Source organism: Marinobacter sp. (assembly GCF_039977835.1).
Lineage (GTDB): Bacteria > Pseudomonadota > Gammaproteobacteria > Pseudomonadales > Oleiphilaceae > Marinobacter.
In genome coordinates this window covers 64,049-87,720 of record NZ_JBDWCL010000013.1, presented here as the reverse complement: position 1 = coordinate 87,720, position 23,672 = coordinate 64,049, and the positions used below count along the sequence as shown (strand labels likewise).

The window sequence follows — 23,672 nt, the reverse complement described above, 5'->3', positions numbered from 1 at the left end:
GATAATTGCGCGGAGCATCCAACATTTTACGGAGTGATAACCAATGACCTTACTGAGCCGGCTACGTATTCGTTCCCGTCTGTTGCTGGGCGTGCTGGTGCCTGTACTGATTACGGCGGCGACCCTTGCCTGGATTACAGTCGCCCAGATCAAGAGCGCTGGTGAGGCCGAGCTTGAGCGGCTGGAGGCAAGCTTGCTCGACTCCCGTAAAGAGGGCCTGAAAAGCCTGGTGGATGCCGCCCGTTCCGTAGTTCTTGAGGCCAAGAATGATCCGGACCTGTCAGATGCCGAGGCCCGCGAAGAAGCACGTAATCGCCTGCGCTCCATAAGTTTCGAGGGCGGCAACTATGTATTTGCCTACGCCCGCGACCTGGAAAACCTGGCCTATGCGCCGGACCCGTCCCGGGAAGGGCCGACAACCAATCCGGATGTGCAAAAGCTGGTACGGTCGTTGTTCGATGCGGCAGAAGAAGGTGGTTTTTTCGGCTATGACTGGCCCAATCCCGCCTCCGGTGATGTGGAACCCAAAGTTTCCTTTTCTACCATCATTCCTGACTGGGACTGGATGATTGGCACCGGTGTGTATGTCACTGACATTGACGAAGTGGTTTCGGCCGCCCGCACAGACGTTGAACAGGAAATTGCCGAGACCCTGGGCTTTATCGTGATGGTAACCGTGGTTGTGGTAATTATTGCCCTGTTAATCGGCATCTTCGTGGGCCGTACCGTTACCAACCCGCTCAACAGGGTCATCGCCCTGATGAAAGACATTGCCGAGGGGGAAGGCGATCTTCGCCACCGCCTGCCGGATGAAGGTGACGACGAACTGGCCGAGCTGGGTCGTAGATTCAATGCCTTTATCGTGAAGATCCAGAACACCATTCGGGAAGTGGGCGCCACAACCGATCAGGTTGCGTCTGCCGCCGAAGAGCTCAGCCGTGTTGCTACGGAAACCCGCGCCTCGGTTCAGGAACAGGGCTCCGAGACTGACCAGATCGCCTCAGCCATCAACGAAATGGCGGCCACTATCCAGCAGATCTCCGGCAACGCCAACGAAGTGGAAAGCGCGGCTTCCGATGCCGATAAGCTGGCCAGGGACGGTGGCGAGACCATCGCCAATGCCCAGTCTTCAGTCAATCAGCTGTCGCAGGAAATTGACGCAAGCTCGACCCGTATCAGCAACCTCGCGGAGAAAACCGACGAGATTACACAGGTGCTGGATGTGATCCACGCGGTTACCGATCAGACCAATCTGCTGGCACTCAATGCGGCCATTGAAGCTGCCCGTGCCGGTGAGCATGGCCGTGGTTTCTCGGTGGTTGCCGATGAAGTACGTCAGCTGGCGAAGCGCAGCGCGGAATCCGCCGACCAGATTCGCGGCATGATCGATGGCTTTGTGACTGAGTCCCGCGCGGCGGTTGAGCGGATGGATGCCTCACGCACCCGTTCCACTGAGACAGTCGAGCGAATCAACCACGCCACCGATGCCCTGCGTACCATCGAGAAATCCGTAGGTCATATCCACGACCAGGTTACGCAGATTGCCACTGCCGCCGAACAGCAGAGCCAGGTTGCCGAAGAGATTAATCAGAACGTGGTGCGCATTGTGGATGCAGCGCAGCGTAGCGATACTGGCGTAACCCAGACCAACGAAGCAAGCCATGAACTGGCGCGCCTGGGTGAGAGCCTGCGTGACCTGGTGGGCCAGTTCAAAGTATAAAATGATTACTGTTGGCCGGTTGACGATTGGCGTGAGCCGGCCAGCAGGCTATGATGTGAGCCGACTGATCCAACTCCAATAAAAAACGGAAAAGGGCTCGCTTATGTTAACGTTCAAACCCCTCCTGACCTCACTGGCTCTGATGCTGAGCTTGACCAGCACTTCATTGCTGGCCCAGGAAACCTACACCATTCGCCTAGCTGAAACCTGGGGGCCCAACTCCCCGATTCTGGGCGAAACGCCGCGCAACATGGCAGCGATGGCCGAGAAAATGTCCGATGGCCGCCTGCAGTTCCGGATTGACTCTTCCAACAAGCACAAGGCACCTTTCGGTATCTTCGATATGGTGAAGGCGGGCCAGTACGATATGGGGCATACCGCGTCCTATTACTACAAGGGCTCGATTCCCAATGCCATGTACTTCACCACCGTACCCTTCGGGATGATTGCCGCTGAGCAATACGCCTGGTTCTATTATGGCGACGGTATGGAGCTGATGAAGAAGGTCTACCAGCCTCACGGCCTGCTATCGTTTCCTGGCGGCAACACGGGTAACCAGATGGGCGGTTGGTTCCGCGAGGAAATTGAGAGCGTTGAGGACCTTAAAGGCCTGAAAATGCGCACACCCGGATTTGCCGGCGAGGTAATGTCCGAGGTCGGTGTCGCCGTGACCAATATCCCGCCAGGTGAGCTTTACAGCGCACTGGAAAGAGGGACGATCGACGCTCTGGAATGGGTCGGCCCGGCACTGGATTTCCAGATGGGCTTCCATCAGATCGCGAAGTACTACTACTCGGGCTGGCAGGAGCCGGGTGCGGAAGTGCAGTTCCTGATCAACGAAAAAACCTGGAACAAGCTTCCTGCCGATCTGCAGGAAATCCTCAGGGTGTCCATGCGCACCGCCGCCTATGACATGTACATGCAGAGCATGCACGAGAGTGGCGTGGCCTGGGACCGCATGAAGGAAGATTATCCGGATGTGACCCACAAAACCTTCCCCCCGGAAGTTATTGAAGCGCTACGCGAGGCAACCGAAAAGCTGCTGAAGGAAGAAGCTCAGAAGGATGAGCTGGCCAAAGAGATCATTACCTCCCAGCAGGAATATCTGAAACAGGTACGTCAGTGGACGAACATCTCCGACAAGGCGTATCTGAACAGCGTTTCGGGTGAATGAAGGAAGCGCTCTTCTCGCTGAAGAACGTCTCCAAGGCGTTCGACGGCAAAACCGTGCTGGACTCGCTGGATCTGGACATTCTGGACGGCGAGTTCATCACGTTACTGGGGCCGTCCGGCTGCGGTAAAACCACACTGCTGCGGCTGATGGCAGGCTTCGAACTGCCGGACACCGGGTCGGTAACCCTCTCCGGCCACGACATCACCCATGCGGCCCCCGAACACCGGCCGCTCAATACGGTGTTCCAGAATTACGCGCTGTTTCCCCATATGTCGGTTTACGACAACGTCGCCTATGGCCTGAAAATGGAGAGGCGGCCAAAGGAGGAAATCCGCCAGCGGGTGAGCGATGTACTGGCCATGGTGCAATTACAGGACTTCGCCCGCCGCAAGCCACATCAGCTATCGGGCGGTCAGCAGCAACGGGTCGCCATTGCCCGTGCGGTCGTCAAGCGCCCGCAATTGCTGTTGCTGGACGAGCCCCTGTCTGCCCTGGACTACAAGCTGCGCCGCACCATGCAGGTAGAGCTGAAGCGCCTGCAACGGGAACTGGGCATTACCTTCGTATTCGTCACTCACGACCAGGAAGAGGCCCTGTCCATGTCGGACCGGGTGGTGGTGCTGAAAGACGGCGAAATCCAGCAGCTGGGTACGCCGCGGGAAATCTACGAGCGGCCCGCCAATCTCTTTACAGCGCGCTTTGTAGGCGAAACCAACCTGTTCCCCGGCTATCTGGCGGCGGTTGATGACGGGGCAATCACACTGGATATTCTGGGGCTGCGCCGTACCCTGCAGAAACCGGCGTTTACCGTGCGTGAAGGCGAGCAGGTCAATGTACTGTTACGCCCCGAGGATATCCGCGTGCTGGCCCCGGAAGACGACCACGGCCTGGCCGGCAAGGTTGTCGAGCGCAACTACAAAGGGAGTACCCTGGATTCGGTGATTCATCTGGAGGATGGCACCGAGGTTCTGGCCAGCGAATTTTTTGATGAAGACGACCCCACGTTCGACTACAAGCTGGGCGAGCCGGTGCGGGTCAGCTGGGTGGAGGGCTGGGAGTGGTTACTGCCAGTCGAACTGGAGCCGGTAAACGAAGAGGCGGAAGGGCTGGCTACGGATGCATAGAGTGTTACAGCAGCCTTTCAAAACCGCTGTGCTGGTTCTGGTCTGGGGTTGGCTGTTGCTCCTGGTACTTACGCCCAATCTGCTGGTGGTGGGGGCCAGCGTCATGACCCGGGATCCGGGTACTTTCCTGTCGCTGCCGCTGAATCTGGACAGCTACCGGCAACTGTTCGATCCCCTGTACCTGGACGTGTTCCTAAACTCCCTCTATATGGCGGGGGTAACCACGATTTTTTGCCTGCTGATTGGCTACCCCTTCGCCTGGGCCCTGTCTGGCCTTGGCAAGCAGCGCCAGACCCTGCTGATCTTCTTGCTGATCGTGCCGTTCTGGACCAACTCCCTGGTGCGCACCTACGCACTGAAGCTGCTTCTGGCCACCAACGGGCTGCTCAATAACGCCCTGATGGGCATGGGCCTTATCGACGAGCCATTGAAAATGCTCTATACCGAAGGCGCGGTGATTGTCGGGCTGGTGTACCTGCTACTGCCGTTCATGATACTGCCGCTGTACTCGGTGTTTGATGATCTCAGGCAGGAGCTGCTGATGGCTTCACACGACCTGGGGGCGGGTAAGCTTTCAACGTTTCTGCACGTCACCATTCCCCTGACCCTGCCCGGTGTACTGGCCGGCGTGATGCTGGTGCTGTTGCCGGCCATGGGGCTGTTCTTCGTGGCGGACATACTTGGTGGCTCGCGCAATCTGCTGGTGGGCAACGTGATCAAGAACCAGTTCCTGGACGCCCGTGACTGGCCCTTCGGCGCCGCGGCCAGCATTCTTCTGACGGTGGCCATGGCGGTATTGCTGTTTGCCCATCGCCTCAGCCAGCGGCGGCTGGGCGAGGAGGCTCAAGCGTGAATCGCTGGCTGCCGAAAACCTACCTCACCCTGGTGTATGTGCTGCTTTACCTGCCAATCCTGGTGCTGGTGGTATTCTCCTTCAACAGCTCCCGTACCGGCTACCGGTGGGGCGGGTTCAGTCTCGAGTGGTATGAGTCGCTGTTCAACAATCACGCCATGGTTCAGGCCATGTGGAATTCACTGTGGCTGGCACTGGCGGCGGCCACGGTGTCGACGATTATTGGTGCACTGACGGCGCTGGCCCTCCACCGCTATCGTTTTCGCGGCAAGCGCATGCTGCGGGGCATGCTGTTTGTGGTGATGATGTCGCCGGAGATTGTCCTGGCTATTTCACTACTGGCGCTGTTCCTGTTGGTGGGGCTGCAGCTTGGATTCGTCTCGCTGCTGTTGGCCCACGTAACCTTCTGCCTGCCGTTTGTGGTGATTACCGTTATGGCGAGGCTCAGTGGCTTTGACGAAAGCCTGCCCGAAGCGGCACGGGATCTGGGGGCCAATGATTTCACCATGACCCGCACGGTGTTGATTCCGGTTATCATGCCGGCGCTGATGGCCGGGTGGTTGCTGGGGTTCACGCTGTCGCTGGATGATGTCGTGGTGAGCACCTTTGTAAGCGGCCCCAGCTACGAAATTCTGCCCTTACGCATTTACTCGATGGTGCGTGTGGGCCTGAAACCCGAAGTGAATGCTTTGGGCACCCTGTTACTGGTATTTTCCCTGACAATGTTGATGCTGTCCCAATGGATACTGACAAGGAGCAAACGATGAGAAAACTGGCGCTCGCGGGCCTTGTGGCTGCCACCCTGACCGGGTGCAGTTCCCAGGAGGAACCAGGCGTACTGAATCTGTACAACTGGTCTGAATACATGCCTCAGGAGGTATTGGACCGCTTCGAGGAAGAAACCGGTATCCAGGTGGTGTACACCACATATGACAGTAACGAGGCCATGTACGCGCGGCTCAAGCTGCTGGACGAAAGCGGGGATTACGACCTGGCGTTGCCGTCCACCTATTACGTCAACAAAATGCGTAAAGAGGGCCTGCTGGAGAAAATTGATCATGAAAAGATTGCAGGCTTTGAAAAGCTGGACCCCGAGCTGATCAACCTGGAGATCGACCCTGACAACGAATACAGCGTTCCCTACCTCTGGGGAACCACCGGCCTTGCCTATGATGCCAACGACGTCGACGGCAGCGAAGTAACGGCGTGGGAAGATCTCTGGGACGAAGAATACGAAGGCCGGGTGATGCTTACCAACGACATGCGCGAGGTGTTCCACATCGGTTTGCGGGTTCTCGGTTACTCCGGTAACAGTACCGACCCGGACGAGATCGAGGAAGCCTATGAAAAACTGACCGAGCTGATGCCCTCGGTACGCACCTTCAACTCCGACGCCCCAAGGATGCCCTACCTGGAAGGTGAAACCGACATCGGCATGATCTGGAACGGCGAAGCGGTCATGGGTAACGAAGACATGCCCTCCCTGGAATATGTCTATCCGGAAGAGGGCACCATTGTGTGGCTGGACAGCTTCGTCATTCCCAAAAACGCCGGCAATCCGGATGCCGCTCACCAGTTCATCAGCTTTGTGATGCAACCGGAAATTTCCGCCCTGATCAGTGAGGACATTGGCTACGCGACCCCCAACCTGGCGGCCCGCGAACTGTTGAGCGAGGAAGTGGCCAACGACCGCACCAGTTATCCGACGCCGGAAGATCTCACCAACGCCGAGTTTCAGGAAGATGTGGGCGACGACGCCATGCAGGTGTACACCAGATACTGGGAGATGTTGAAGTCCGGGCAGTAACGGTATTGTCCAGTACATAAGCATGACAGGCTGATCGGTGCGGTAAAGATTCGTGTTTATTGCGCCCGTGAGAGCGTTTAATGACACGGGTGTTCTATAATGTATGCACTGTATCTTCAAGCGACAGGCGCCGTGCCGTATGCAGAAGCTGTCTCCTTCAAAGGCCGTCAGCCTGATCATCTTCCTCCTCTTGAGCCTTTCAGGTGTGCAAGCGGCTCACGCCGCCGTTGACCTGGAGGCGGGTTGGGAATATCGCTGGGGGGACTCTCCGTTTACTGATGACGGCGTTCCGGAGTGGGTGCAGGCTGGCGAACCGGAACAGTGGCAGGCAATCGGTTTCCCCTCCAACCCGCCAGGCAGAGAAGGGCATGAACATGTCTGGTTCCGGGTTACCTTGCCCGGCGGCGAATGGCAGGAGCCCGTCCTCTACATATTCAGCGTGGACCTGATTGTCCAGGTCTGGCTGGATGGCGAGAACATCTACCAGTTCGGTACGTTTGACCATCAGGGCAGGGGACGTTTCGAAGGCTGGCCCTGGCATGCCGTTCCCCTGCCTGAGGGCTTCGAGGACAAGCAAACATATTTCCGCGTCTTCTCCGATTACACCGATATAGGTTTGTGGGGAGAAGTGTCCATCATGGACAGGCCGGACCTTGTCCTTTTTATCCTCCGGAATTCCCTTGATGCGCTGGTGATTGCCGGCTTTTCCGCCCTTATTGCGTTGTTATCCTTGATATTTGCCCTGCTTCAGACAGAAAAGAAGAGCTTCGGCAGTATTGCTCTTTTTTCCTTTTCATCAGCGCTGCTGCTGCTTTCGGAGAGCCAGGCAAGCCAGCTGCTCTGGAAGGCGCCACTGGCCTGGGATTATCTGGCAGCCGGCTCTTACTACATGTTACCGGTGGCCATGGCCCTGCTTCTGGAGCAGTGGCTGACGGACCACCGTCCATGGCTGATCAACCTGGTCTGGAAGGTGCATCTGACGTATATGGTTACGGCCATCGGGATGGCGTTATCAGGGTTCGTGGATCTGTCATCCACATTTCCCGTATTCGATGCGCTGTTGCTGACCTCCCTGGTTATGATCGCTATTGTCATGGTCAGGCGGTTTCGCCACTTGCAGGTTGAGCAGCAGGTCATACTTGCCGCTTATGGCATCTTCTGCAGTCTTCTGGTGGTGGATATGGCCGTCGCTCATGGCGTACTTCCCTTTTGGAGGGTACCGGTCAGCTGGGGCACGCTGGTCTTTTCATTGTCAGTTGTGTTGATCTCATTGTGGCATTACGCCCGCACCCAGCAGGCCTTGCAGCAGCTAAACCTGTCGCTTGAGCAACAGGTTGCGGAGCGGACTGAAAAGGCGGAGGCCCTTGCTCGTCTTGAGCAAGCCAGGGTTCGCCTGCTGACCTTCGAGAATGAGAAAACCCGTGTTCTCAACGATATCATCGCGGAGTTACAGAATTGCATTACCCTGAACCAGACATTCGCGGTTCTGGCGCGCCGGCTTCCGGACCTCTGCAGTCCCCTCAAGGGAAGGCTTTACCAGAGGGTTGATGGCGGTCGGGCATACGTGCTGCTGACACGTTGGGGCTACGCGGGAGAGCCCGAGTCACCCGCCCGTATTGAAACGCCTGATGGCCCGCCGCCCCAGAATCAGATTCCGGCCCGTTACAGTGCGGAATCTGGCCAGTCCTGGTCGGAATGGGAAGAGGATGTGGGAGGGTCCCTGTGTCTCTGGATCAATATCCAGTCTGCGACACAGGGGCAGGTACCCATGGCTTTGCTGTTCGTCGAGGTGCCGGAGGAATTTGCGGGCGCTAGCAACGATTACGGCGCCGCCAGGCTTTTTCAGGCGCTGAGCCAGGGGGTACAGAAAATTGGTATTACTCTCTCAGGCATTGGCTTGCGCGAAGAACTGCACAAGTACTCCTATGAAGATGCCCTTACCGGGCTGAAGAACCGCCGCTATTTTGATCAGTTGTTTGAGCACGAGTCCGCCGTCGCACTTCGCAGTGACCAGCCGCTGTCTTTGCTGATTGTGGATATAGATCACTTCAAGCAATTCAACGACACCCATGGCCATGAGGCCGGTGACACCGCTCTGAAGGCAGTAGCGAGTATGCTCGCCAGACACTTCCGTGACAGTGATGTGGTGTGCCGCTTTGGTGGGGAGGAGTTTGTCATCATCATGGCGGGTTCCAATGCCAACGCCGCCTATGACAAGGCGATGGAGCTTGCCAGGGCAATCCGGCTGATGCCGGTAGAGCACGATGGCATCGACCTGGGGCCTGTTACGATCTCCGTCGGTGTATCGAGCTGGCCCGAATGCAGCGAGTCTCCGGATAGCCTGCTGGGACTCGCCGATCGGGCGCTATACCGGGCCAAGCAGGCCGGGCGGGACAGGGTAGAGGTGGCCTAATGCCAGATATTGCTGTCTATCTTCTCATGCAGTTCCGGGTAGTCCTTTGACTTGAAATGCGGCACCTCACCCTGTTTTCTTTGGGCAAGGTAGTCTCTGGTCAACTTAACCACCGTACCCGAAAGCATCACGATCGCTATGAGGTTAATCGTGGCCATCAGTCCCATGGAGGCATCGGCCGCATTGAAAACTGTCACTACAGCCTCGTAGCCACCCCATACCACCATTCCCAGTACTGCCGTGCGGAGCAGGGTAATGGCAATATTATTGTCACCGCCGAGATGAATCAGCGCATTTTCCGCATAGGTGTAGTTGGCCACAATGGAGGTGAACGCAAAGAACAGAATCGCGATGGCAATGAAGTAGGCGCCGAAATCTCCGATATGGCTTTGCATGGCATCCTGGGTGAGCTGAGTTCCGGTAACGCCGGAGCCTGGTTCCATGACACCGGACAGCAGTATCATTACCGCTGTGGCGGTACAGATAATAATCGTGTCGACGAAAACACCGAACCCTTGGACCAGCCCCTGCGATGAGGGGTGGTGAGGTGCCGGTGTCGCGGTTGCGGCAATGTTGGGGGCCGAGCCCATGCCCGCCTCGTTGGAGAACAGCCCGCGCTTGATACCGTTCAGCATCGCGGCCGTAATGGAGCCTGCCGCGCCGCCGGCGGCTTCTTCCAGCCCGAAGGCACTCTTCACAATGGTGAGCAGCACGCCTGGTACTTCCGTGATATTGATGGCCATTATGACCATGGCAATCAGAACGTAGATGCCAGCCATCAACGGTACTACCAGTTCCGCGAAACGCACGATCGAGCGCAGGCCACCAAAAATCACGACACCTGCCAGAACGGCAATAACGACACCCACCCAGAACTTGGGCACACCAAAGGCGCCCTCCATGGCATCGGCTATGGAATTGGCCTGTACCGCATTAAAAACCAGCCCGAACGACAGAATCAGGCAGACAGCAAAGATGCTCCCGGCCCAGGGCGCATTGAGGCCTTTGGTGATGTAAACCGCCGGACCGCCACGGTATTGCCCTTTGCCGTCACGGACCTTGTAGAGTTGCGCCAGCGTGCTTTCCGCATAGCCGGTGGCCATACCGACCAGAGCGACCATCCACATCCAGAAAATGGCGCCAGCGCCGCCGAGATAGAGTGCCACCGCGACCCCAGCCAGGTTGCCCGTACCCACGCGGGACGCGAGACTGGTACACAAGGCCTGGAACGGAGATATGCCGTGAACATCACTCTCGCGGGAGCCGCGAATGGCCCGGATCATTTCACCGAAATTGAGGAACTGCAGAAAGCCCAGGCGAATGGTGAAAAAGACACCGACGCCTAGCAGGCCATATACCAGAACATAGCCCCAGAGTATGGAGTTCAGAAAATCCACGATAGCGGTCATGGTTCGTCCTTAAACAGTTGTTTTCCTTAAACTCTTAAACCACCAAAACCGGGCACTTCGCCTTGGAAGCGACGCGGTGTGACACGCTGCCAAGCAGCATGCCGTCCTTGTCACTGTGAGTGCCCCGTGTGCCCACCACAATCAGGTCCACTTCTTTATCCTGGGCAAATTTGACGATAACACTGGAGGGGCGCCCGGCCTTGACGAAGCCCCGGATTTTTACCGCACCCTTTTCTTTTGCCTTCTCCTTGGCGTGGTTGACGATTTCCTTGGCGTAATCAGAGAGAACCTTGTCAGGGATATCCATGCCATCGGGACGCCCGATTGAAAGTGATGCCTCAAACAGGCTGTGGTGTTTATAGACACAGATCAGATAGATCTCGGCGTCCGTGAGCTTTTGTAGCGCAATGGCTTTGTCCACAGCTTTAAAGGATGACTTGGAACCATCAACGGCCACCAGGATTCTTTTGAACATATTCTTCTCCCTGAAATCGGTTTCAATAGCCTTTAACGGAACGCCAGGTCACGCAGGAACAACGCAATTTGTGGGAACGCAATGAGTAGCCCGGCAGCCGCTATCAACATAATGACAAACGGTGGTGTGCCGCGTATTACTTCCCAATAAGGGCGCTTGAATATGGCTATGGCGGTGAAGATGTCACAACCGAACGGAGGCGTGGCCGATCCGATGGCTACCTGCAAGGTGATCAGAACGCCCACCAGCACCGGGTCCAGACCAGAGGCAGCGATGGCCGGCGCGAAGATGGGTGTCAGCACCAGAATCACCACGATCGGATCAACGAACATACAGGCCACAAAGAAGGCGATACAGATGGTGATCATGACGCCGACCGGGCCCATATCGCTGACCCCGACCGAGTCAAGAATCGACTGGGGAATCTGGGCAAAGGAGATGATCCAGGAAAAGCCGGTGCCCACGGCGACCAGAATGAATACCACGGCGGTAATCAGACCGGTGGATTTTGAGATTCGATAGATGTCCGGGAGTTTCAGAGAGCGGAAAACCACGAATTCCAGCAGGAAGGCGTAGAGCACGCACACGGCTGCAGCCTCCGTCGGGCTGAAAATACCGCCGTAGATACCACCCACAATTATGACGGGGAAGAACAGCGGCCACAGCGCTTCACGGACGGCGACTCCCCGCTCTTTCCAGCCGGCCTTTTCCTCGGTGGGAACCTTTTTTACATGAGCATAGATCAGGCAATAAATCGAAAACATCAAAAGAATCATGATGCCGGGACCAATACCGGCGATGAAGAGCTCGGCAATGGAGGTCTCGGAGATAACCCCGTAAATAATGAAGCCGATGCTGGGAGGTATCAGAAAGGCAATATCACTGGAATTGATGATCAGCGCCAGCGAAAATGAGTCGGAGTAACCTGCCTTTAGCAGTTTCGGCCGCAGCGGTGAGCCAACAGCCACAACAGTGGCCTGGGTAGAACCGGAAACCGCGCCGAAGAGAGTACATGAAGTGGCGGTACTGATTGCCAGCCCGCCTTTTATGTGCCCGATAAACGCCATTACCATATGGATCAGGCGGTCGGCGGACTGGCCTCGGGTCATGATATCCGCTGCCAGAATAAACATGGGCACGGCAATCAGCGATGCGGGACGGATGCCTCCCATCATCTGCTGAATAAAGGTGCCCATCTGGCCGAAGCCATCAAACATCATCACAAAGCCGACCACCGCACCGGCAATCAGCGGAACCATCATCGGGAAGCCCAGTAGCAGCAGCCCGATCATGATCACCATCATTATAGTCGCCATGATTCTTTATCCTTTGTTTTTACAGCTGCAGGGGTCAGACCTCGGATTCGCTATCTGCGTAGCCGTCAATCACACCGGTGGATAGGTATACATCCTTGCTGGTGAAGTTCTTGATGGCGGTCAGCAAATACTGGATGCCAGTGATTGCGAAGCCTACCGGCGCCCAGATGTAGACCCACCAGATTTCAAACCCCAGTGCCGGGAGGATGCGTCCGCGGCTATAAAGAGTCTCAATGTACCCATAAGAGTGGTAGCAGAGGAAAAACATCACCACTGAGGTAAACAGGGCAATAAAAATCATCAGCACCTTGCGCCCCTTTACCGGGATGGCATCGTAAATCGCGGACATACGTATGTGGCGGCCATGGCGTGCCGCGTAGCCAATACCTGCGAATGTAATCAGAATAATAAGAATCCGGTTGATTTCACCGGAGAAAAACAGGCCTTCACCGAAGACAAAGCGTGCAATAACGTTGGTGCACGTATTGACAGCCATGAGTATCACGCCAACGGCTAGCATGATGGCTTCGGCTTTGGCGATGATTTCGTCAATGGTTCCCAGAAACCCGGGCAGGCCGGACTCGTAGGTGCCGGTATCGTCTTCTAGATCCGGGGAGTTCTCGGACATGGGCTCTGCTCCAGAACAGATTGCTCCCGACCGGTAGGAGGCCCCCGGCGGGGCGGGGTTAAAACAGATTCCCGCCGGGCAGGGCCGGCGGGAATGGTTCCTTCAGGTTCAGTTGCTCTGAACTTCCTTGAGGTCTTCCTTGAACTGGTTCAGCAGTTCCTTACCGCTCTCGCCAGTCATCTCGATAAACTTCTCCTCGACCTGCGGTGCGCGGGCCTTGAAGGCTTCGATCTGCTCGTCGTTCAGGCGGGTAACGGTCACTTCGTCGCTGGCGGCCTTGATCTTCTCAAGGGCTTCATCAGCGAGGCCGTCAATATGATCAATGATCTTCTCGAATGCATGGTCCGCCGCGTCCTGGACCAGCTTCTGGTCTTCCTCAGACAGGCCATCGTAGAAGTTCTTGTTGGCCATCATCGCCGTAGTAAACCAGCCATGGCTGGTGAAGACCAGATTCGGAGAAACCTCGTAAAGACCGCCGGACTCAATCCAGAAGATGGGGTTTTCCTGGCCCTGGATCATGTTGGTCTGCAGCGCGCCATAGACTTCACCCCAGGGCAGAGGTGTCGGAGTTGCACCAAAGGCGTCGTAGGTTTCCGACAGCAGCGGGTTAGTCATTACCCGGATTTTCTTGTTGTTGAAGTCTTCCGGCTTGGTTACCGGCTCGTCCACCGTCACGACCATTTCGCCTTCCGGATACATCTTCAGCAACTCAAGGCCATTCTTGGCATAGAGCTCCGGGAAGTCCTCGTTGATGGCTTCACTTTCACGGAAGAACTCGATCACCGTATCCATATCGGTCGGCATCAGGTAAGGAATGAAGAAAATCTGCGCTTCCGGAATCAGGGAGCCGGTAAAACCGGGGGACTGGTTAACAAAATTGAGGATGCCCGCCTGGGTCTGCTCCATGATGTCGTCGGATTCGCCCAGCTCGCCAAACCGGTAGACCTGAACGGTGTGGTCAGAGTTGTCCTCGATGTATTCCTTGAAATCGTAAGCGAATACGTCCTGAACGTCACCTTCGTACTCTTCGTGTGCATAGCGCCAGTTGGCCGCATTTACCGAATTCGCCGCTGTCATTGCGGCAAAGGCAAACGCAGAAAAACCTGCCAGTTTCTTGAACTTGCTTATGGTGCTCATTGCGTTCTCTCCGCTTATTTTTCTGCTGAAATGAACTGTTACATTTTATTAGACTGGCAAAACAATCCCGATTTCGCAAGAAATTGGCAAATTTACCTGGCGCCGGAAGCGACCCGTCCGGGCAGCCAGATCAACTTGTGATAGGCTTTCAATTCTTACCCGAAACTATCACACAGGGCAGGTATGCCAGCGACGCCAACCATTGAGCCCGGCTTTCACGCCATTCACGCCAATCACCTGGAAGACCTGCGCCGGGCGGTGGTCTGGATCGGCCGGCAGAGCCCCCTGCCACCACTGGAAAGCGAAACCTTCCTGGTGCAGAGCAATGGCATTGCCCAGTGGCTGAAGCTTGCCCTGGCCGAGGATCCACTCAACGCCGGTGTGGGTGGCGAAAATGGCGGCATGGGCATTGCCGCAGGGATGGATTTCCTGTTTCCCGCCCGCTTTATCTGGCAGGCCTACCGGGCAGTGCTGACCTCCGCAGGGGTACCGGAGCAGTCGCCCTTCGACAAATCCCGCCTGGTCTGGCGCCTGTTCCGTTTGCTGCCGGAGTTGATTGCCGGGAACGATGTCTTCGCACCCCTGCAACGATTCATGGCCGGGTCAGACACCGAAACCCGTCGTTACCAACTGGCAGGCAAGATTGCTGATCTGTTCGACCAGTACCAGGTGTTCCGCGCCGACTGGCTGGCCGACTGGGAAGCCGGCCACGACCGCCTGCAGATGGCAAGGGGGGAATACCGGGAACTGGACGAAGAGCTCCGCTGGCAGCCCGTGCTCTGGCGCAAACTGGTGGAAGATGTCGGAGAACGTGCCGGTACCAGCCGCTCACGAATACACACCAGGTTCATGGAGGCAGGTCAGAGGCTGACCGCCGCTGACAGGCCTTCCGACCTGCCACGACGTATTGTGGTTTTCGGTGTTTCTTCGTTGCCAAAGCAGGCGCTGGAAGCGCTATCGATTCTCAGTCGGGTGAGCCAGGTGGTGCTCTGCGTTCACAACCCCAGTGAATTCTACTGGGCCGACATTATCAGCGACCGTGATCTGCTCAACGCTGATCGCAAGCGGGGGCTTGCCCACCCGAAACTGGCACAGCTGACTGACCCTGATGACCTTCACCAGCACGCTAACCCTCTTCTGGCGGCATGGGGCAAGCAGGGGCGCGACTATATCCGCCTGCTGGATGAATTTGATAATCCCCAGAGCTACCAGGACCGTATTGCCACGCCGGACGGCCGTATTGATATCTTCACGGAGCATGGCGATCCGCAGCTGCCGTTGCTTCTGCATCAGATCCAGAACGACATCCGCTCACTCACCTCACAACAGGAGATGCTGGGGCAGGGGCGCACTCTGGACCCGTTCCGGGATGACTCGGTGGTGTTCCACAATGCCCACAGCCCCCAGCGGGAAGTGGAAATTCTTCATGACCAGTTACTGGCCGCATTCAACAGTAATCCGGAACTGCGACCCAGGGATGTGATTGTGATGGTGCCGGATGTGGATACCTACGCGCCCCATATCCAGGCTGTGTTTGGCCGGTATCCGTCATCGTCACGCCGCTATATTCCGTTCACCATCTCTGATCAGGGCCAGCGTCATCGTCAGCCTGTGCTGATTGCGCTGGATACCCTGATGGCGCTGCCGGAAAGCCGCTTTGGCGTCAGCGAGATCATCAGCCTGCTGGAAGTACCGGCGGTCAGGAGCCGGTTCGGCATTGCCGACGGCGACCTGCCCCTGGTGCGTCAGTGGGTGGAAGGCGCCAATATTCGCTGGGGCCTGCACAGCGACCATCGCAGCAGCCTGGATCTGCCCGATGGCCTTGAGCGTAACACCTGGCAGGCCGGCCTGCGGCGCATGCTGCTGGGTTATGGCACCGGCCGCGACACCCCCTGGCAGGGCATTGAGCCCTATGAGGAAATCGGTGGCCTGCAGGCCAGTGTGGCTGGCAACCTCTGCCGCTTTATCGACCGTCTGGAAGACCTCTGGCACGAACTGCGGGCGACCACGACCCCGTCAGGCTGGCTGGACCGGTTGCAGTCAATCCTGGAGCGTTTTTTCGACGACCTGTCCGACGAAGAGCTGCTGCTGGTCAACCGCCTGCGCCGGCAGGCGGAGCAGTGGCTTCAGGATTGTGACAGCGCCGGCATGGAGCAGGTGGAGCTGCCTCTCACTATTGTTCGGGAAATTCTGCTGGAAGGTCTGGAAGAAGGGGGCCTCAACCAGCGCTTTATGGCGGGCAAGGTCAATTTCGCCACCCTGATGCCGATGCGGGCCATTCCTTTCCGGTGCGTCTGTCTGCTGGGGATGAATGACGGTGACTACCCACGCTCCCGTCCACCGGTGGATTTCGACCTCATGGCTCTGGATTACCGTCCAGGGGACCGCTCCCGCCGGGAAGACGACCGCTATCTGTTTCTTGAAGCCCTGCTCTCGGCACGACAGCAGCTTTATATAAGTTGGGTGGGGCGCAGTATCCGCGATGACTCTGAGCGGCCCCCTTCGGTGTTGGTGAGCCAGCTACGGGATCATCTGGATGCGGTCTGGCAGGTAGAGGCTTCTGCCAAGCCAGCTTCCGCTGCCCTTACGGTTGAGCATCCACTGCAGCCGTTCAGTCGCGAGTACTTTCCGGCGGAAAACCGGGGCGCCGGTGAGGAGAATTCACCGGATGTGCACGAGGTATTGGCGGCCCGCAGGCTGTTCACCTACGACAGCGAATGGCTGAGCGCGCACCAGTCCCGGGACGCCGAAGTAGAGCAAACCGAGCTGCCCTACCTGCCCCCGGCAGACCCGCTGACCCTGGCCGAACTTGGCGCCTTCCTTAAAAGGCCGGTGGAAGTCTTCTACCAGCGTCGGCTGCAGGTACGGTTTACCGATGTTGAAAGCCTGGACACCGACAACGAAGCCTTTGCAATGGATGGCCTCCAGCACTGGCGGCTGGAAGACGAACTGATCCGACACGCGGTGATGAAAGCCGATAACGAGGAAGAGCTCGAGCACTGCGTCCAGTCCTCCCTGGCCAGCATGGCCCGCCGTGGCGAGCTGGGCATGGGGCTGACGGAGTATGCCCTGGCCCGGCAGCTGGAAAGCAGGATGCCGGACCTGCACAAGCGCTACCAGGAGGCCCTGGCCCTCTGGCCCGAAGCCATTGAAGAGGTGATCGGGTTCGAATACCACCATGAGCGTGGCGAAGAGACTCTGTCGATCAGTGACCGTATCGGGGATCTGCGCACCCGACCGGATGGCGGGCTCTGCCGGGTGGTGATCGCCAGTAGTAATCTTCTGGAGGGTGGAGGAAACTATCGTCAGCTGCGATTCCCGGCGTTGCTGGACCACTGGGTTACGCACCTGGCGGGGAACCTGCGCTTTGAGGCTTTCCACACCCTGGTCATCGCAAAGGAGGAACAACGGGTTGTAAATCTGTTGCCCATGGAGAAAGCCACCGCCAGCGACTGCCTGGCGACGATTCTGGATTACTGGATGCAGGGCCAGACACGGCCGCTGCCGGTTGAGTCGGGGGCAGCGTTCGCCTATCTGCGGGGCCTCTATCCGGCCAGGGGAGAGGGCCACGAAGACAAGGCACTCCAGAAAGCCGAGGAAGCCTATAACAAAGCCCTGGCCCGGGACAGGGGATATCTGCACAGGGCCTACCCCGAGTTCGGGCAGATGTTTGCCGTTGAGCAATTCCCGCAACTGGTGTCCGCTTTGTACGAACCTCTCTGGCATGCAGAGCAGGCCGGCCGGGCGAAAACCGGCAGCGCAAAAAGGGAGGAAACCGGATGACCGGGAGCGTTCGCACACTCGACCCGTTGACCCTGCCCCTGCGTGGCAGCCAGCTGATAGAAGCCAGCGCCGGTACCGGCAAAACCTTTACCCTGGCGCTGCTCTATGTGCGGCTGGTTCTCGGGCACCGCATTGCGGAAGAGCCCCTGGGAGAGGGCATCATGCCGCCGAACCTGCTGGTGGTCACGTTTACTGAAGCTGCTACCAAGGAGCTGCGGGACCGTATCCGGGCGCGCCTGACCGAAGCTGCCGCGCTTTTTGCGGCCAAACCTGAAACCGTGGACACCACCTCAGCGGTGAAAGACCCGCTGGTCAACCTCCGCAACGCCTGCCCAAAGGCGGACTGGCCGGCCTGTCGCCGCAAACTGCTGCTGGCGGCGGAATGGATGGACGAAGCGGCGGTTTCCACCATCCACGGCTGGTGTAACCGCATGCTCAGTGAACACGCCTTTGATAGTGGTAGCCTGTTCCGTCAGACCCTGGAAACCAGCCAGACGGACCTGCTGGACAACGTGGTGCGGGACTATTGGCGCACCTTCGTGTACCCCTTGCCACCGGAGTTGATGGGCGAGGTGCTGGATACCTGGAAATCGCCGGAAAGCTTGCGCCAGTCCGTTCGTAACCTGTTGCCACACGTGGACGCACTGCCTGTACCGGGGCGTGACCCCATGGCCGCCGCGGAAGCCGCCAAAACCCGACGTGAGGAGAGGCTGCGGGACCTGAAAGCACCCTGGCCTGCGTGGTGTGATGAGCTGGATGAGTTACTGGCGGAAACCGCAAAGCGCAAACCAAAACCATTGCACGGCGGCACTAAAAATTCCATCCAGAAGGCCGTGGACTGCCTACGGGAATGGGCCACCACCGATGCTGCCGAACCCCATGATTTCCTGTCCAGAAGTCGTCCCAAAGGCTTCGACACCCTGGGAGCCGACGCCTTCGCGGAAAAATGGACCGGCGATGACCAGCCGCCTCACCATCCGGCCATGGACGCCATCGCCGAGCTTAAACCTGCGCTGAAAGCCATGCCGGTGGCCAAACCGGATATCCTCAACCACGCTGTCTGCTGGATTGCCCGACGCCTGGACAGTGAAAAACAGCGCCTTGCCAGTATGGGTTTTGACGACCTGCTCACGCGGCTGGATGACGCCCTGGGCGGCCCGCAGGGCGCGCGGCTGGCCGACACCATTCGCCGCCAGTTCCCGGTAGCGATGATTGATGAATTCCAGGACACCGATCCGGTCCAGTACCGGATCTTTGACCGTGTCTACCGGGTGGCCGGTAACGATCAGGATACCAGCCTGCTGATGATCGGCGACCCCAAGCAGGCTATCTACGGTTTCCGGGGGGCTGACATCTACACCTATCTGGATGCACGCCGCGCAGTCAGCAGTCGCACCTACACACTGGGCACCAACTTCCGCTCCGCCGTGGTCATGGTGGACGGCGTAAACCGCGTGTTTGCCCGGGCCGATCAGTCATTACCGGACGGGGCCTTCATGTTCCGCACCGGTGACGACAACCCTTTGCCGTTCAACCCGGTGAACGCCAAGGGTACGGACCGGCAATGGTGTGTGCGCGGCAAGCCACAGGTGCCATTGACCTTCTGGACTCTGGCGGATGACCGGCATATCGCCAAGGAAGCGGGCCGGGAAGCCATGGCGGATGTCTGCTCGGCGGAAATTGCCCGTCTGCTCAACCTTGGGCAGGCCGGTGAGGCCGGCTTCGCGGCAGAGGGTCGTCCCATCGATCCGTTGCGGCCGGAACACATCGCCATCCTGGTGAACAAGCGCGACGAGGCGGGTGCTGTCCGGCAGGCCTTAAGCGCCCGGGGTATCCGTAGCGTGTATCTATCAGATCGTAATTCCGTGCTTCAGTCGGCGCAGGCGCTGGAGTTGCTGCAGTGGCTGCAGGCATGCGCCGAACCCGGTCAGCTGTCACTGATTCGCGCTGCGCTGGCCACACCCACCATGGGCCTGGCCTACCAGGATCTGGACCGCCTGCTCAACGACGAGAATGCGCTTGACCGGGAGATCGCCCGTTTCCAGGGTTACCGTGAGCTCTGGCAGCAGCAGGGCGTACTGCCCATGCTCAGGCGCCTGCTGATGGACTACGAAGTGCCTGCAAAACTGTTGGCGGGCCCGGACGGCGAACGCGGATTGACCGATATCCTGCATATTGCCGAACTGCTGCAGCAGGACAGCCAGCAGTTGGACGGTGAGCATGCCCTGATCCACCACTACACCGAGATGCTGCGGGAGTCCGAAGATGAGGATGAACACCGCACCATGCGCCTGGAAAGTGACGCCGGGCTGGTCAAGGTGGTGACTGTGCACAAATCGAAAGGCCTGGAATACCCGCTGGTGTTCCTGCCGTTCGCCACCGAATTCCGTGAAGAAAAGCCGAATCAGGCCTTCATCAAGTACCACGACGACGAGGGCAAACTACGGATATCCCTGGAACCGGATGACGACACCCTGGCGCGGGCCGACCGTGAACGGTTGGGTGAGGATATCCGCAAATTCTATGTTGCGCTCACCCGCTCCCGCCACGCCACCTGGGTGGGTGCCGCCGGCATCAAGGGTTGGCGCCGGAGTGGGCTGGGCCATCTGGTGGGCCAGACGGCCAACGACGAGGATACAGACCTGACGCCTTTCCTGCAGGCCGTGGCATCCGGAGAGCCCGCAATCGAGGTGGCCCCGGTGCCTGAGCCGGGAGACGATGTTTACGCAGGCGAAGCCGAGCCGGAGCTGGGCAGCGCCCTGGAGCCTACACGGGACGCAAGGGAGAACTGGTGGATTGCCAGCTATTCCGCGATTACCTATGGCGCACGCAGTGGTTTTGGTGACGACTTCGCGCCGGCCAGTGAAGACGCGGAGCAGGAGAACCTCCGTGAGGAAGATGAAGCTTCAGGCGCCGAAGTGGCCTCCGAAGTAAGCGCGCAAGGCCCCCTTTCCTTTAACCAGCACAGCTTCCCCAGGGGCGCCGGCCCCGGGACTTTCCTCCACGACATTCTGGAGTGGTGTGCTGAGCGAGGATTCCGCAAGGTAGCCGAGGAGCCCGCTGAACTCTACGAGTTGCTGGAACGTCGCTGCAAACTGCGCAACTGGAGCGACTGGGCGGATACCCTGAAAGCCTGGATGCACACACTGATTACCAGGGACATCCCGCTTCCGGACGGAAGAGGCGTCTGCTCGCTCGCGGGCCTGGACACCTACCGCTCCGAACTGGAGTTCTGGTTTGAAAGTCATCAGGTGAACACCCGCGACATGGACGAACTGGTTCGAGACCAGACCCTCAATGGCGAGCATCGCCCGGAAGCCCTGGAGACCACTTTCAACGGCATGCTCAAGGGCTTTATAGACCTGGTATTTGAACACGATGGCCGCTATTACGTGCTGGATTACAAATCAAACTATCTGGGCGAGAACGATCAGGCCTATGTAACGGATGCCATGAAAGGTAAAATCCTCGAGAATCGATATGACCTGCAGTACGTCATCTACCTGCTGGCGTTACACCGGCTGCTGAAGTCCCGTCTGCCGGACTATGACTATGATACCCACGTCGGCGGTGCAGTTTACCTGTTCCTGCGCGGGTGTGACGCGCCCCGTGCCGGCGCCTTTACCGAACGGCCGGGCCGGGCCCTGATCGAAGAGCTGGACCAGCTGTTCAGTGGCCAGCGGGAGACGGCGGCATGACGGGTGAGAGCGGATACATTCAGGACCTGTTCGACGCTCCTCCGGCGCAACCGGCCACCGCACCTGAAAACGTCACTGAGGCACTGGCTCTGCTCGACGACTGGGTGGAGCGCGAGTGGATCCGCGCCCTTGATCACGCCTTTGCCGCCTTTGTCTGCAATATTGTCAGTGAGCAGGGTGAGCAACCTTCGGCCATGCTGGCGTTGCTGGCGGCGATGGTCTCTCACCAGGTGGGACGCGGGCACGTGTGCCTCGATATAAAACACCTCTGCCAGTCTACTGAGCCCACTCTGGTACTGCCCCCGGAAGGAGTCGGGTCGCTCCCGGAAGGCAGCCTGCGGCCGGCGGAGCTGTTTGCAGACATCAGTGCAGACGAATTGCTGACCAGCCTCAGCAACAGCTGCGCGGTCGGTAATGGCGAGCAGTCGACGCCCCTGGTGCTGGATGGCCCGCGGCTGTACCTGCGCCGGTTCTGGCGTTACGAACAGGTCATTGCTGCGGGTATCCGGGATCGCCTTGAGCATCGTGCCGAATTGACGGACGAAGCCCTGCTGGCACGGGCGCTGGATACGCTGTTTGGACGCAGCCGGGAACCGGACTATCAGAAGCTGGCCTGTGCCCTGGCCGCCCGGAACCGTTTCAGTGTGATCACCGGTGGCCCCGGAACCGGCAAGACAACGACTGTAGTGAACCTGCTGGCCGCGTTGCAGTCGGTGGCCTGTGAAACAAATGCCAGCAGTGGAGTCAGCCCCTATCTTCGTATTCGCCTGTCAGCCCCCACCGGCAAGGCCGCCGCAAGGCTGAGCGAGTCCATCGGCGGCGCGGTTGACCGCCTGCCCCTTGAGAATCTGCCGGGGCGGCCCGAAAAATCCGCAATTCCCACCCAGGTCACCACTCTGCACCGGTTGTTGGGGAGCCGGCCTGGTTCGCGAAGTTTTCGTCACAATGAAGACAACCCCCTGCCACTGGATATACTGGTGATTGACGAAGCCTCCATGGTGGATGTGGACCTTATGGCCTCGGTGTTCGCGGCGTTGCCGGCAAAAGCTCGGTTGATCATGCTGGGTGATAAGGACCAGTTGGCGTCAGTGGACGCAGGCGCGGTACTGGGGGAGCTCTGCCAGCGCGCCGAAGAAGCGCATTATTGGCCCGAGACTGCCCAATGGCTGGAAGCGGTGACCGGCTGTCAGCTACCGCCGGAACTGACCGATTCTGACGGTGTGCCTCTGGACCAGGCGGTTGCGATGCTGCGCAAGAGCTATCGCTTTGATCAGCGCAGCGGTATCGGTGTGCTGGCCTCGGCCACCAATGCCGGAAAGCTGGGCGGGCAGTTGCTTGGTCAGTGCCGGGAGCAGGCTTTCGAAGACGTGGCGTGGTTGGCATCACTTGAGGACCACGCCCTCACCGGCAGCCCGGAACGTTTTTACAATAGTGGCCAGGGGCGCCAGATCAACGGCCAACCCGTTGAGCCTCCGGTGGGCTATGGCCATTATCTGCGCATTATCCGGAACCACCGCCCCGCCGCCGGCAGTGGAACTGACGCCAGCGAACACTGGAATGCATGGGCGAACGACGTGCTGAGCGCATTCAACCACTTCAAGGTTCTTTGCGCTCTGCGCCAGGGCCCGTTCGGCGTGGAAGGGCTGAACCGTGACATTGCCGAACGGTTGCGCGGCACCGGTCTTATCGAGCGAACCGAGGGCTGGTACGAGGGCCGTCCGGTACTGATCACCGGAAACGACTATAATCTGGGCCTGATGAATGGCGATATCGGTGTCACCCTGAGTGTGCCTTGGGATCGCAACGAGGCCGGGGCGTCGGTGGAAACGCTCCGGGTGGCGTTTCCTTCCAATGATGGCAGCGGCAGCATTCGGTGGATATCCCCCAGTCGACTGCAGTCGCTGGAAACGGTGTACGCCATGACGGTGCACAAATCCCAGGGATCGGAATTTACCCATGCCTGCTTGGTGATTCCGGACCGCCTGACTCCAGTGCTGACCCGGGAACTGGTGTATACCGGTATCACCCGGGCCCGCCACTGGTTGAGCCTGGTGGCGAGCCAGGAAGGGGTATTGAAAGCAGCCGCAGGGCGTGGGGTGATCAGGGCGTCAGGGCTGGCCGGGCTGCTGGCGTGA

The 23,672-nt window shown here is 58.5% G+C and carries 15 protein-coding genes; 10 read left to right on the top strand and 5 right to left on the bottom strand.

Annotated elements, in window-relative coordinates; genetic code table 11:
* The first annotated feature begins 43 nt into the window (after nt 1-43).
* From ABJM11_RS05590 to ABJM11_RS05560, 7 genes are all read left to right on the top strand, one after another.
* Nucleotides 44-1,720 carry a methyl-accepting chemotaxis protein gene (locus tag ABJM11_RS05590; protein WP_348295925.1) on the top strand — a complete coding sequence of 559 codons (1,677 nt, stop codon included), beginning with the start codon at nt 44-46 and terminating at the stop codon, nt 1,718-1,720.
* 103 nt (nt 1,721-1,823) lie between these two features.
* Nucleotides 1,824-2,894, top strand: a complete 1,071-nt coding sequence (locus tag ABJM11_RS05585) for a TRAP transporter substrate-binding protein (protein WP_348295924.1) — start codon at nt 1,824-1,826, stop codon at nt 2,892-2,894.
* The gene (gene potA, locus ABJM11_RS05580) at nt 2,891-4,018 is read left to right on the top strand and encodes a spermidine/putrescine ABC transporter ATP-binding protein PotA (RefSeq protein WP_348295923.1); all 1,128 of its coding nucleotides are present in this window, start codon (nt 2,891-2,893) and stop codon (nt 4,016-4,018) included. The genes ABJM11_RS05585 and potA overlap by 4 nt, the downstream gene beginning before the upstream one ends.
* Nucleotides 4,011-4,871 (top strand): spermidine/putrescine ABC transporter permease PotB, encoded by an 861-nt coding sequence (potB, locus tag ABJM11_RS05575; protein ID WP_348295922.1) that lies wholly within the window; start codon nt 4,011-4,013, stop codon nt 4,869-4,871. Before potA ends, potB begins: the two co-directional genes overlap by 8 nt.
* Complete coding sequence (gene potC, locus ABJM11_RS05570; RefSeq protein ID WP_348295921.1) at nt 4,868-5,638, top strand: spermidine/putrescine ABC transporter permease PotC; 771 nt, start codon at nt 4,868-4,870, stop codon at nt 5,636-5,638. Before potB ends, potC begins: the two co-directional genes overlap by 4 nt.
* A complete protein-coding gene (locus ABJM11_RS05565) occupies nt 5,635-6,678 on the top strand; it encodes an extracellular solute-binding protein (RefSeq protein ID WP_348295920.1) in 1,044 nt (347 codons plus the stop codon). The genes potC and ABJM11_RS05565 overlap by 4 nt, the downstream gene beginning before the upstream one ends.
* A 139-nt stretch (nt 6,679-6,817) precedes the next feature.
* Nucleotides 6,818-9,091, top strand: coding sequence for a GGDEF domain-containing protein (locus tag ABJM11_RS05560; protein ID WP_348295919.1), 2,274 nt, complete (start codon nt 6,818-6,820; stop codon nt 9,089-9,091).
* On the opposite strand, the gene ABJM11_RS05555 is transcribed toward ABJM11_RS05560, so the two are convergent.
* From ABJM11_RS05555 to dctP, 5 genes are all read right to left on the bottom strand, one after another.
* Nucleotides 9,088-10,500: an alanine/glycine:cation symporter family protein gene (locus ABJM11_RS05555; protein ID WP_348295918.1), complete on the bottom strand. Its 1,413-nt coding sequence runs from the start codon at nt 10,498-10,500 to the stop codon at nt 9,088-9,090. The genes ABJM11_RS05560 and ABJM11_RS05555 overlap by 4 nt on opposite strands.
* A 34-nt stretch (nt 10,501-10,534) precedes the next feature.
* The gene (locus tag ABJM11_RS05550; RefSeq protein ID WP_348295917.1) at nt 10,535-10,975 is read right to left on the bottom strand and encodes a universal stress protein; all 441 of its coding nucleotides are present in this window, start codon (nt 10,973-10,975) and stop codon (nt 10,535-10,537) included.
* A gap of 32 nt (nt 10,976-11,007) precedes the next feature.
* Nucleotides 11,008-12,291 (bottom strand): TRAP transporter large permease, encoded by a 1,284-nt coding sequence (locus tag ABJM11_RS05545; RefSeq protein WP_348295916.1) that lies wholly within the window; start codon nt 12,289-12,291, stop codon nt 11,008-11,010.
* 34 nt (nt 12,292-12,325) lie between these two features.
* Nucleotides 12,326-12,919: a TRAP transporter small permease gene (locus tag ABJM11_RS05540; protein WP_348295915.1), complete on the bottom strand. Its 594-nt coding sequence runs from the start codon at nt 12,917-12,919 to the stop codon at nt 12,326-12,328.
* A 108-nt stretch (nt 12,920-13,027) separates the two neighbouring features.
* Nucleotides 13,028-14,056 carry a TRAP transporter substrate-binding protein DctP gene (gene dctP, locus ABJM11_RS05535; RefSeq protein WP_348295914.1) on the bottom strand — a complete coding sequence of 343 codons (1,029 nt, stop codon included), beginning with the start codon at nt 14,054-14,056 and terminating at the stop codon, nt 13,028-13,030.
* A 183-nt stretch (nt 14,057-14,239) separates the two neighbouring features.
* Between dctP and recC the strand changes: the two genes are divergently transcribed.
* Genes recC through recD form a run of 3 tightly spaced genes read left to right on the top strand, consistent with a single transcriptional unit; the run spans nt 14,240 to nt 23,672 of the window.
* Entirely contained in the window at nt 14,240-17,839 is a 3,600-nt protein-coding gene (gene recC, locus ABJM11_RS05530) for an exodeoxyribonuclease V subunit gamma (RefSeq protein ID WP_348295913.1), read from the top strand.
* Nucleotides 17,836-21,537 carry an exodeoxyribonuclease V subunit beta gene (recB, locus tag ABJM11_RS05525; RefSeq protein ID WP_348295912.1) on the top strand — a complete coding sequence of 1,234 codons (3,702 nt, stop codon included), beginning with the start codon at nt 17,836-17,838 and terminating at the stop codon, nt 21,535-21,537. The genes recC and recB overlap by 4 nt, the downstream gene beginning before the upstream one ends.
* Complete coding sequence (gene recD / locus ABJM11_RS05520; RefSeq protein ID WP_348295911.1) at nt 21,534-23,672, top strand: exodeoxyribonuclease V subunit alpha; 2,139 nt, start codon at nt 21,534-21,536, stop codon at nt 23,670-23,672. Before recB ends, recD begins: the two co-directional genes overlap by 4 nt.